At 64.3% G+C, this 11,625-nt stretch carries 11 protein-coding genes; 4 read left to right on the top strand and 7 right to left on the bottom strand.

Annotated features, from left to right (window positions below):
* Positions 1–30: 30 nt before the first annotated feature.
* The 3 genes from FY251_RS04890 to FY251_RS04880 are packed head-to-tail and all read right to left on the bottom strand — an operon-like array spanning position 31 to position 2,009.
* The gene (locus FY251_RS04890; protein WP_148413713.1) at positions 31–735 is read right to left on the bottom strand and encodes an energy-coupling factor transporter transmembrane protein EcfT; all 705 of its coding nucleotides are present in this window, start codon (positions 733–735) and stop codon (positions 31–33) included.
* The gene (locus FY251_RS04885; protein ID WP_148413712.1) at positions 729–1,430 is read right to left on the bottom strand and encodes an energy-coupling factor ABC transporter ATP-binding protein; all 702 of its coding nucleotides are present in this window, start codon (positions 1,428–1,430) and stop codon (positions 729–731) included. The genes FY251_RS04890 and FY251_RS04885 overlap by 7 nt, the downstream gene beginning before the upstream one ends.
* Positions 1,431–2,009 carry a biotin transporter BioY gene (locus FY251_RS04880; protein WP_148413711.1) on the bottom strand — a complete coding sequence of 193 codons (579 nt, stop codon included), beginning with the start codon at positions 2,007–2,009 and terminating at the stop codon, positions 1,431–1,433.
* A gap of 162 nt (positions 2,010–2,171) precedes the next feature.
* Between FY251_RS04880 and FY251_RS04875 the strand changes: the two genes are divergently transcribed.
* The 4 genes from FY251_RS04875 (at position 2,172) to FY251_RS22465 (ending at position 8,935) form a co-directional block, all read left to right on the top strand.
* The gene (locus tag FY251_RS04875; protein WP_148413710.1) at positions 2,172–2,777 is read left to right on the top strand and encodes a conditioned medium-induced protein 4; all 606 of its coding nucleotides are present in this window, start codon (positions 2,172–2,174) and stop codon (positions 2,775–2,777) included.
* A gap of 53 nt (positions 2,778–2,830) precedes the next feature.
* Complete coding sequence (locus FY251_RS04870) at positions 2,831–6,352, top strand: LAGLIDADG family homing endonuclease (protein WP_148413709.1); 3,522 nt, start codon at positions 2,831–2,833, stop codon at positions 6,350–6,352.
* Between the two features lie 1,240 nt (positions 6,353–7,592).
* Positions 7,593–8,726 (top strand): site-specific integrase, encoded by a 1,134-nt coding sequence (locus tag FY251_RS04865; protein WP_148413941.1) that lies wholly within the window; start codon positions 7,593–7,595, stop codon positions 8,724–8,726.
* A 50-nt stretch (positions 8,727–8,776) separates the two neighbouring features.
* Positions 8,777–8,935, top strand: a complete 159-nt coding sequence (locus FY251_RS22465) for a hypothetical protein (RefSeq protein ID WP_187367356.1) — start codon at positions 8,777–8,779, stop codon at positions 8,933–8,935.
* 194 nt (positions 8,936–9,129) lie between these two features.
* On the opposite strand, the gene FY251_RS04860 is transcribed toward FY251_RS22465, so the two are convergent.
* The 4 genes from FY251_RS04860 to FY251_RS04845 all read right to left on the bottom strand — a co-directional run bounded on the left by FY251_RS04860 (position 9,130) and on the right by FY251_RS04845 (position 11,616).
* Positions 9,130–9,951, bottom strand: a complete 822-nt coding sequence (locus FY251_RS04860; RefSeq protein WP_148413708.1) for a hypothetical protein — start codon at positions 9,949–9,951, stop codon at positions 9,130–9,132.
* 87 nt (positions 9,952–10,038) lie between these two features.
* On the bottom strand, positions 10,039–10,455 hold the full coding sequence (locus tag FY251_RS04855; RefSeq protein WP_148413707.1) for an HIT family protein: 417 nt from the start codon (positions 10,453–10,455) through the stop codon (positions 10,039–10,041).
* A 294-nt stretch (positions 10,456–10,749) separates the two neighbouring features.
* A complete protein-coding gene (locus tag FY251_RS04850; protein WP_148413706.1) occupies positions 10,750–11,385 on the bottom strand; it encodes a uracil-DNA glycosylase family protein in 636 nt (211 codons plus the stop codon).
* Complete coding sequence (locus FY251_RS04845) at positions 11,386–11,616, bottom strand: hypothetical protein (RefSeq protein WP_148413705.1); 231 nt, start codon at positions 11,614–11,616, stop codon at positions 11,386–11,388.
* Positions 11,617–11,625: the final 9 nt, after the last annotated feature.

Below are 11,625 nucleotides of genomic sequence, written 5' to 3'. Positions count from 1 at the left end.
GCCGGTCGGCGGATTGTGCGGGTCCTCGGTTCAGAGCGCGGCGCTCGCGACGAGCGCGGCGGCGAGGACGAGTCCGGGGGCGTCGCGCCGGCCGAACCGAATCTCGGGGAGCGTCGGGTTCCACGCGAAACACCGCGCGCGGAGGGCGAGCGCGAGCGCGTCGGCCCGCGCGAACGACCGCCGGAGGCCGCCGGCGGCGACGAGCGAGAGCCGTTCGTCCAGCCGTCGTTCGCTCCCGAGGCGGGCCGCCTGCGCCTCGCGGACGCGGCGCAGGTCGCGGCGGACCAAGGGGAGAAACCGGAAGACGAGGGCGACGCCGACGCCGAGCGCGACGCCGACGCGACCCGGCACGAGCCGCTGAATCGCCGCGCGGGACTCGCGGACGGGCGTCGTCCTGACGTACGCCGCCGCGACGAAGAAGACGAGCAGCACGCGGACGCTGGCGAGCGCCGGGTCGACGGCCGCCTCGGGGTCGAACCACGGTGCGCCGAGGCGGGCGGCCTCGACGACCGGGCCGAGCGCGAGGAACGGAATCGCGTATTTGAGGTCCCGAGTGGCAGCCACCGGCGACGCGTCGGCGGCGCGGAGACAGCCCGCGGCGACGACGCCGAGAACGACGAGCCCGGCGGGCGTCGTGTGCGCGAAGCCGGCCGCCGCGAAGGCGACCTGCACCGCGAGTTTGGTCCGCGGGTCGAGTCGGTGGGCGAGGCTGTCGCCCGGCTCGTAGGTCAACACGGCGGGCGGACGTCGAGGTCTGGGAGGCGGTCTGCGGCCTCGTCGGGCGCGGCGTCGAGGGCGACGTCGCCGTCGGCGAGGACGACCACGCGGTCGGCCAACTCGGCCACGTCGCGGAGGTCGTGGGTGACAACGACGAGGCTCGTCCCCGCGGCGCGGAGGTCGCGGAGGCGGGCGAGCACGGAGCGCCGGGCGGGTTCGTCGAGGCCGGTGAACGGTTCGTCCAAGACGAGGTGGTCGGGACGCATCGCCAGCGCGCCGGCGATGGCGAGGCGTTCGACCTCGCCGCCGGAGAGGGCGTCGACGCGCTCGTCCTCGCGGCCGTCGAGGTTGACCGCGGCGAGCGACTCGCTGACGCGGCGGTCGATTTCGTCGCGGTCGAGGCCGAGGTTCTCCGGGCCGAACGCCACGTCAGCGCCGACGGTGGCCGCGACCAGTTGGTCCTCGGGGTGCTGGAACACCATCGCCACGGCGGTCCGGGCGGCGACGAGGTGGTCCGAGACGGACCGACCGTTGACCGACACAGACCCCTCGTCGGGGTCGAGCAGGCCGTTGAAGTGGCGGACGAGCGTGGTCTTCCCGGAGCCGTTCGCGCCCGCGACGACGACGCACTCGCCGTCGTCGATGGCGAGGTCGACCCCGTCGACCGCGACTGCGTCGCCGTAGCGGTGGACGAGGCCGTCGACGCGAATCATCTACTGGGCGGCGATGGCGTCGGAGCGGACGATGCCGACCGCGGCGGCGATTTTGAACGCCTCGGCGGGGATGAACGCGGCGGAGGCCGTCCAGAAGGCGGATTCGAGGCCGACGCTTTGGACGTACGCGAATCCGAGCGTCCCGAAGGCGTAGACGACGACGGTGCCGGCGACCATCGCGCCGACGAGTCGGACGGTGCGCACGCGGTAGTCGCCGACGCTGACGCCGCCGTGGACGACGAGGCCGACGACGGCCGCGGCGACGGGGTACGACCAGAGGTAGCCGGCGGTCGGGCCGACGAGCGGCGCGAACCCGGCGGAGCCGCCGGCGAACACCGGCGCGCCGAGGCCGCCCGCGACCAGGTAGAGCGCGATGGAGCCGCCGCCCCAGACAGGGCCGAGGAAGATGCCCGCGAGGAAGACGACGAGCACCTGCATCGTCACCGGAATCGGCGAGACGGGGTTCGGGAACGAGACGTAACTGCCCGCGCCCATGAGCGCCGCGAACAGGGCGGCGCGGGCGATGTTGCCGACGAGTTCGTCGCCGACGAGTTCGACAGACTCGCGTTCGGTTGCCATGCCAGTCGCTGTCTCGTAAACCCAGTTTAACCTATCGGTTTACAGAGTTCGCGGGCGGGGAGCCGGTTCGGGGCTCGTCAGACGGTTCGAGCCGTCTCCCCGGCGCTCGGGCGGCTCTCGGGTCAGCATCATTAAAGACGCTGGACGTGCCATCTCCCGGGTATGGACGAAAAGACCGCCGAACTCCGCGACATCTTCATCGAGGCGACCGGGTCGGACACCGTGACCGAACAGCAGTCCGAGTCGCGCGGGTCGCTCGCCGACGTGGACGACCCAGAAGCGGTCCGCGAGCGCGTCCGCGACATCGTGGCGACGATGCGCGAGCGTTACGCGTTCGACACCGAGTTCGACGACGACGCGCTCGTCTCCCTCGTCGTCGGCTTCTTCGACGGCGACGCCGACGCCGACCTCGCGGTCGAACTCGACGCGTCGCCCGAGGCGGTTCGCACCGCCCGGTTCGACCTCCACCTCGTCCGCGACGCCGACCGCGAGTTCCCGTTCGACGCCGACCGCTTCGACAGCCTGCTCGTCGACGGCGCGGACGACGAGACCATCGCCGAGCGGCTCGACGTGCCCGTCGAGGTCGTTTCCGAGTGCCGCCCCGTCGCCGAGGCTGACATCCGTTCGAGCCGGGCCAACTACCGCTTCCGCGACGACTTCGCGGAGCTGTTGACCGACGACGACCTCTCGAACCGGCTGGCCGAGGACGCCCGCCGCGACGGCCTCCGCGAGGCGACCGAAGACATCGAGACCGACGTGTCACTGTAGCGGTCGGTCAGACGACGAAGGTTCTTAACCACTTGGGGACATACCCCTGTGCGATGGCGCAGGCCCCCCAGAACCGAGACCTGACGGAGCGGTTCATCGAGTTCTACCGAAACTACTACCGAGAGGAGATCGGGACGCTCGCACAGCAGTACCCGAAGGAAAAGCGGTCGCTGTACATCGATTACGACGACCTCTATCGGTTCGACGCGGAGCTCGCGGACGACTACATCACGAAGCCCGGGCAGTTCCAGGAGTACGCGGAAGAGGCCCTGCGCCTGTTCGACCTCCCCGCGGACGTGAAACTCGGGCAGGCCCACGTCCGGATGCGCAACCTCCCCGAGACGGTCGACATCCGGAACATCCGGGTCAACGACGACCACATCGGGACGCTCATCTCGGTGCAGGGAATCGTCCGGAAGGCGACCGACGTGCGCCCGAAAATCACGGAGGCCGCCTTCGAGTGCCAGCGCTGCGGGACGATGAGCTACATCCCGCAGGGAGACGGCGGCTTTCAGGAACCCCACGAGTGCCAGGGATGCGAGCGTCAGGGGCCGTTCCGCATCGACTTCGACCAGTCGAACTTCGTCGACTCACAGAAACTGCGCGTCCAGGAGTCCCCCGAGGGCCTGCGCGGGGGCGAGACGCCGCAGAACATCGACATCAACCTCTCGGACGACGTGACCGGTAAGGTCACCGCCGGCGACCACGTCACCGCCGTCGGCGTCCTCCACATCGAACAGCAGACATCGGGCAACGAGAAGACGCCCGTCTTCGACTACTACATGGAGGGCATCTCGCTCACCATCGAGGACGAGGAGTTCGAGGACATGGAGATCTCCGACGAGGACGTGGCCGAAATCGTCGAACTCTCGAACGACCCGGCCATCTACGAGAAGATGGTCGAGTCCGTCGCGCCCGCCATCTACGGCTACGAACAGGAGAAGATGGCCATGATTCTCCAGCTGTTTTCGGGCGTCACGAAACACCTCCCCGACGGCTCGCGGATTCGCGGCGACCTGCACATGCTGCTGATAGGGGACCCCGGTACCGGGAAGTGTGTCGACGGCGACACTCGTGTGACGCTCGCTGACGGGAGAGACGTGCCGATTCGAGCGTTGGTCGAATCGAACCTCGATGACCCGAAACCCATCGATGATGGGGTTTGGGACACTGCGGACTTCACCGTCCCATCGCTCGGTCCCGACGGAACGCTCACGCCGCGACAGGCGACGAAAGTCTGGAAGCGAGAGGCCCCGGACCGAATGCTCCGTATCCAGACGAACACCGGCCGCGAAATCGAGGTCACCCCGTCCCACCCGTTGTTCACCCGTACCGACGGGATGACGACCGCGGTGAGGGCGGACGAGCTAACCGAAGGCGCATTCCTCGCGGCACCGCGCTCGCTTCCGGCGACGGGTCGGGACGAACTCGACGTCGACTTCCGGCGGTCGAAATCGCACAACGCGATTCGACTCGACCTCCCGGACGAGTGGCAACCTTGGCTCGCTCGGCTCGTCGGCTACATCGTCGCTGAGGGGTACGTCGAACAGCGTGACGATGCGACCGGGTTCGTCTCCGTCACGAACAACGACCGCGAAGTGCTCGACGACGTGGCGGACGCGTTCGACCGTCTCGGCGTCAACTACTTCGAGCGGACCCCACACGAAGGAAAGAGCGCGCGTGAGGTCATCTGTGGGTCCGGGGAGCTCGTTAGCTTCCTCGAAAACCTCTCCCCGACGCTCCTAGCGGGCTCGGCCGAGCAGCGAATCCCGGAACAGCTCATGTCGGCGAGCGCGGACACCGGCCGGGCGTTCCTTCGCGCGCTCATCGAAGGCGAAGGTCACGTCTCGGCGAGTCAACGAGAGATAACGGTCGCCTCGATGAGTCGCGAACTCCTCGAAGACGTTCGGACGCTCCTGCTCACCGCTGGTATCCGGTCGCAACTGCGCCCGCGACACAACGGGAGCTACCGGCTCCGAATCAGCGGCGACGACTTCGAGACGTACGTCGACGAAATCGGATTCGTGACCGAGCGGAAATCGCTCGCGACCGCCGAGTTCGGAGGAACGAACGGGAACACGAACACCGATTTGATTCCCGCCGGCGGAGAGCTTCGTGAACTCCGCGAGGCACTCGGACTCACGCAGGCCGAGTGTGGCCTTCCGCGCTCGACGTACCAGCACTACGAACGAGGTGACCGTAACCCGAGTCGTGGCAGTCTCGCTCGCGTCGTCTCGGCGTTCGAAGGCGCACTACAGAATCGAGACGACGAAGAAGCACGAGCGGTCGCTGACGGGGGCCGCTCGCTCGTGGACCGCGTCTCTGGGCTCCGGTCGCTCGTAGACGGCAACGTCGCTTGGGAGCGCATCGAGTCGATAGAGCGCGTCGAACCCGCCGAAGAGTGGGTGTACGACCTCGAAGTCGAAGGCACCCACAGCTACGTTTCTAACGGGCTCGTCTCGCACAACTCCCAGATGTTATCGTACATCCGCCACATCGCTCCCCGGTCGGTCTACACCTCCGGTAAGGGTTCCTCCTCGGCGGGTCTCACCGCGGCCGCCGTCCGCGACGACTTCGGCGACGGCCAGCAGTGGACGCTCGAAGCCGGCGCGCTCGTCCTCGCGGACAAGGGTATCGCGGCGGTCGACGAACTGGACAAGATGCGACCCGAGGACCGCTCCGCCATGCACGAGGGGCTCGAACAACAGCAGATTTCGGTCTCCAAGGCCGGCATCAACGCGACGCTCAAATCGCGGTGTTCGCTCCTCGGCGCGGCGAACCCGAAGTACGGCCGCTTCGACCAGTACGAACCGATCGGCGAGCAGATCGACCTCGAACCCGCGCTCATCTCCCGGTTCGACCTCATCTTCACGGTCACCGACGACCCCGACCCCGACGAGGACTCGAAGCTCGCGGACCACATCCTCAAGACCAACTACGCGGGCGAGCTGAACACCCAGCGGACGAACGTCGCCAACTCCGAGTTCACCGAACAGCAGGTCGACGCCGTCACCGACGAGGTCGCGCCCACCATCGACGCGGACCTGTTGCGCAAGTACATCGCCTACGCGAAGCGCACCTGCTACCCGACGATGACCGACGAGGCCAAGCAGGTCATCCGCGACTTCTACGTCGACTTCCGCGCCCGCGGCGCCGACGAGGACGCGCCCGTCCCGGTGACCGCCCGGAAGCTCGAAGCGCTCGTCCGCCTCGGCGAGGCCTCGGCCCGCGTCCGCCTCTCGGACAAGGTGACCCGCGAGGACGCAGAGCGCGTCACGGGCATCGTCGAGTCCTGCCTGCGCGACATCGGCATGGACCCCGAGACCGGCGAGTTCGACGCCGACATCGTCGAGACGGGTCGCTCGAAGACCCAGCGCGACCGCATCAAGAACCTGCTCGAACTCATCCGCACCATGCAGGAGGAGTACGATGAGGGCGCACCCCACGAGGAGGTCCTCGAACGCGCCAACAGCGAGCTGAACATGGACGAGAAGACGGTCAACGACCAGCTGGACAAGCTCAAGATGAAAGGCGACATCTACGAGCCCCGCGGCGACGTCTACCGCGCGACCTGAGCCGTTGCTTGCCAGCCGTAACGTAATCTAATTCCCTTGGAGCAAGCCGGATTGAGGGACGAGGTTTGGCAACCCTCTCTATTCCTGCGACGCCCCAATAGAGGAGATCCCTGTCGTCGATTTCCTCGATGACATTCTTGAGGTAAAGTTATAAAAACACCTCCTATAACCACAACCTCCGTTTCATCTCAAGATGGTCCCCAATCGCCTCGCTTTGAGTACACTGATTGGGTGTACCCGAAATATAAGGTTTGAACAGGGGTGTAGCCAGCCATCGCAGTAGTGCTGTCGTGAAACAGTCGTTAGACACCACTATTGAGCCGTCGACGTGAAGTCGAATACTGAGCCGAGCGATGCTGAAAAACTATCTACGACGCTTTCAGTCAATGATGGTTAGCTCTGATCTCCTGTTAGTATCTATGGGTCATTCAAGTGGGACAGCAAACCGCTATATTCCCGATACACCCCACCTACGTCGGGGTGTACTGACAATACGGAATTTCGAGGCAGTATAGAACCCGCGTCGACGACCAGTTCGAAATTCACTAACTCAGGCACTTCAGTGTCTATCGCGGGTATTTACAGCTATAACGACCAGTCAGAAACCACTCGAAAACTGACGTCGAAGACGCCCCACGAACGACTTGTTGCGGATACACCCATGCCCTGTATTGACGGTATAGTACACTCACTCTTTGCGTCGGAGTTACTGATTTTATGGGCAGCCGACAGGGTTGTCGGCTGCCTGAAGTGGCCGAATTCGCATGACTCAACGGAAACCAACTGACGTACGTCGGCGGATAGGCATTTACAAACAACTGAATGATGTCCCCTTTCGTTCGCGACTTGAACGGTTTGAATCGACGTTTGAAGGACGAGATATATGGGACGAATTCATCAAGTCCCGGAACCCTGATTTCGACTCGAACTCGTACCGTGCAACGTTGCGAAAAGCAGGCTCCGCATTCAAGTCGCACATGGAGTCACGAGGTCGACACCATGCATGTGCAAGACCGACTGACGTGGAAGCGTGGCTTGCAGAGCTAGCAGAGACACGGACGCTCAACACAGTCTACTCCGAATACTGGATCCGTGTTGAGGAGTTTTTCACGTGGCTCCAGCGGCATCCAAGGTACCCACACGTGTATCACCCTGTGTGGATGGCGGCAGCGAGCTATCCTACGGCAAAAGCTCTGTGGGCGAAGAAGACTCGAACGGTGACATCGAGAGGTGGACCGCAATGAACGACGACCGTGAATCAACGAGCAATGCGCTTCGTGACCGAATTGGAGCCGCATTCGGACGAGAGCGTGATCCCTTGTCGGTGTACGAGTCAACCTTCGAAGCGCTGGAGGTGGATCCATTCGAGGTCTTCTTGCGGTGTGGCCTTGAGCCAGACAATCCTGCACCCCGAACCAGACAAGCATACCAGCAACTTATCGACGAGTGGACTAGCCATATGGCAAGTCTGGGACGTCACCCAGCGTGCCCAAGCGAAGACCACATCCTCCGGTACGTAGAGAACTGTCTCACAACGCGGGAGTTGAAGCCTGTGACACTTCGGACGCGACTCCACCGGCTCAATCGAGTGTATCGCTACTGGCAGGCCGATTCAGTGTTCCCGCATGATTCTCGTTACAATCCGTTCCAGTACGTGTTCGCGACAACGGATTTGTCGCAGCCTCCTTCCAAAGACCCACCGCGAATTTCGCCATCTCGCCTCGGTGAAATTGTCCGCACGATTACTGATGTCCGTGATCGTCTGATTGTCGTCCTGCAACTCAAACTGGGTTTACGAGCGGGTGAGGTGAGTAACCTCAGACTAGAAAATCTCGCAGTTGACCATGAGGAACTGAACACAGCATACCCTGAAATCGGGTCGAATCCCGCCGTTGAGAACCTCTCTCGGACGGTTTTTATCCCGTCGAGATACGAAGAACAGGGAAATAAGTCACACCGAGCACGGCTGCTCCCACTAGACGACGAGGTGTACCAATCAGTCGTGCAGCACTTATTGGTACGGCCTGACACTGGGAATCAGTGGGTGTTTCAGAGTCACACGACAGCTTCGAAAATCACCCCAGAGGCTATCAACCGCGTGTGGACCAGCGTGTTCAGGCCAGCGTACGATGAGACCGAGAATCATCGAGCAGTGACGAGCCATTTCGGGCGGCATCGGTTTAGCACATACTGGCAAGTTGAGTGTGAAATTCCACGTGAGTTAGTTCAGTATATGCGTGGTGATCGAATTGAGGGTGCTGACCCGAATCGAGAGACGATCGACAGCTACATCCATACATATTATACAGATATTGAGCAGATATACCTAGAAAACATATACTCCTTAGACATCTCTACTGAATTCGCGTTGTGATGTGGTTGAGATATGGGGTGAAGCCAGATAACTCAAATTCAAGTAGTGCTGTGGTTCCCCAAGTATCAGCACTGGTCAAGATTCACGAACCTGTCGACCCCCTCGTCGAAGCCGTTGAGGGCGCGCTGACCGACCGCACCGACGCGGCCGTCGCCAAGCGCGACTCGCTGGCCGAGACCATAAGCTCGGTCACCTACATGCAGTTCTGACGCGGGACGCGCCTCCCCACCTCCCGCTTTTGGCTTCGATTTTACGCTTGCGAGCGCCGCCGCTCGCCGGCCGCCTGTCTCTTTTTTGTCTCTGCCCCTCGAAACGCGATCGGTGTCACCCGCGGCTCAGCGACGGATGTACTCGCCGATAGAGCTGAGCACTCTGCGGCGACGAGTGCGCGAGGGATACGGAACTACGCCATCCACTCGCCGTCGGTCGAATCCGACCCCGAGTCCGCCCCCGGCGCGGCGTCCGTACAGGCCCGGTAGAAACAGACCTTGTAGGTCCGCCCGACGAGCGTGGTGACCGTCGAGGTGACGGCCACGACGGCGATATCGACCCCGGACATCGGCGCTTGGAACGCCGTCACCGCGCCGGCGATGGTGGTCGCCCCGTCGAGGGTGACGAACCAGAGCACCGGCAGGTCGACGACCGAGGTGGCGACGGTCGCCACGACCGCGTAGCCGACGACCTGCCGGAGGTTCCCGAAGACGAAATTCACGCTTCGGCTGAGCGACCCGCCCGCGGTCTTCCCGTCGAAGACGACGGCGGTGTCGAAGAACGTGAAGACGTAGATGACCGCCGCGAGGACCACGAAGGCCGCCCCGGCGGCGGCGAGTTCGACGAGCGTGAGGGTCGCGGAGCCGTTCAGGACCGCGTTGAGCCGGTCGAAGCCGATGTAGCCGACGACGCCGCCGCCGACGACCATCGCGACGATCATGATGACGAGGCCGGAAAGGACGCTCGCGCCGAGCAGGCTGACGTAGTAGCGCTGTGCCGCGGTGGACGCGCGCAGGTCGGTGTCGGAACCGGGTCGCGCGCCGTCGATGACGGTGTAGAACGCGCCGATGAGCGCCGGTGAGCCGAACAGGAGCAGAATCGTCCCGACCACACTGACGAGGCCGGAGGCGTTGTTCAACGCGCCCATGGCCCCGAACGCGAGGGCGAACGCGACGAGCACGGGCGTCTCGGTGACGACTTGGAGGGCCGTTCGAAACGATTGGAGGACTGTCACGACTGGCGGTACTTGCGGCGGCCATATATGTGTTCATATCGACACTTGCGGTGAAAGGCGGGGTTGACGGGAACGAGAACGGTCGCTTCAGCCCGAGATGGACGCCTCGATGTCGTCCAGTTCCTCGTCGGAGAGGTCGGGTCGCTCGCCCGCGACGGCGTGGATGGGACTGCCGCCGTCGCCCTCGAACCGCGGGACGATGTGGACGTGGACGTGGTCGACCTCCTGCCCGGCGGCGGGGCCGTTGTTGATGCCGACGTTCGTCCCGTCGGCGTCGACCGCCGCCTCGACGCGCGGGACGAGGTCGTTCACGGCGGCGAAGAGGTCGGCGGCCGCGCCGCCCGGCACCTCGTCGAGGCGGGCGTGGTGTTCCTTCGGCACGACGAGCGTGTGGCCGGGCGCGAGCGGGTTGGCATCGAGGAACGCAAGCGTGTGCTCGGTCTCGTGGACGATTCGGCCGGGGATGTCGCCGTCGACGATGGCGCAGAAGATGCAGTCGGACATACGTGGCACGTCGATTGGCGAGAAAAAGAAAGTTCGGACCGGTCCGTGCGTGCCGTCTCGTCTGCTGCTCGGTTCGTCTGTCTCGCCGTCGGCACCGGTAGAGAGAATTCACCGACAACTCCCCGTCGATTGGGAGGGTAACGCTTCTGTGCGAGACGCAATTGCACGCAATCGCGTGCAATCGATCCTCGATTGCGCGACCTCCCGCAGTTCCCTCGGCGAACTAGTTGATATTGCGCGCAATCCATCTCAGATTGCGCAATACGTCTATTGAATTGCGCAATAATCGGTGGGTTACCGCTCGGGAAGCAACGCCTCCAAGTTGGCCAGATACTCGTCTAACTCGTAGCCGAGACGCGACAGCCACACGTCTCGGTAGGAGGGGTGCAAAAGTGGAATCACGGTGTAGCCGAACCGCTCGCTCTCGACGGGTTCGAGCACGGTGTCGAGAAAGCCGTCCAGCGAGGCGTCGTTGAGCGCGAGGACGCTTTCGGTCGCGTGGCGGCCGGTCGGGACCACCACGTCGGGGTCGACGGCTTCGAGTTCGGAAACGAGGTGGTCGCGGCAGTTCGCCTTTTCCGCGGCGGTAGGCGCGCGGTTCGACCCTTCGCCGTCCGAGGGGAAGCACTTGACGGCGTTCGTGTAGAAGACGCCCGACTCGTAGCCGACGGCGGCCATCGTCTCGCGGATGCGGCGGCCCGAGTGCCGGGCCGTGTAGGACATCCCGGTCCAGTTGCCGCCCCGCCAGCGGTCGGCGTCGGGGTTGCCCGCGCCGGGCGCTTCGCCGACGACCATCACCGTCGCGTCCGCGGGGCCGACGCCCCACGAGATGCGGTTTCGGCAGTCGACGAGCGCCGGACAGCGCGCGCAGTCGGGTTCGAGGACGAGCGTCTCGTCGGCGTCGGGGAACCGCGGGTCGGCGTCGGCCATCTACTCCGTCAGGGGGAGCACGATGCCGAAGATAATCGGCGAGAACAGCACCAGCGCGATGCCGAGCCACTCGGCGTCGAAAAACAGCGTGCGCTCCCAGCCGGGGATGGGACCGCCGCTCACGGCGAGGGCGACTTTCGCGCCGAGCGCGCCGAACAGGAACAGCGCGAGCCCCAGTCCGAGGCCGGTCTTGGTCATCCGCGGGTAGTCGATGTTTCCGTAGCGTCCCATAGTATCCCG

Origin of the sequence: Haloferax sp. KTX1 (assembly GCF_902410085.1) — an archaeon.
In the GTDB taxonomy this organism is placed as follows: Archaea; Halobacteriota; Halobacteria; order Halobacteriales; family Haloferacaceae; genus Haloferax; species Haloferax massiliensis.
This window is presented reverse-complemented; position numbering and strand designations above follow the sequence as displayed.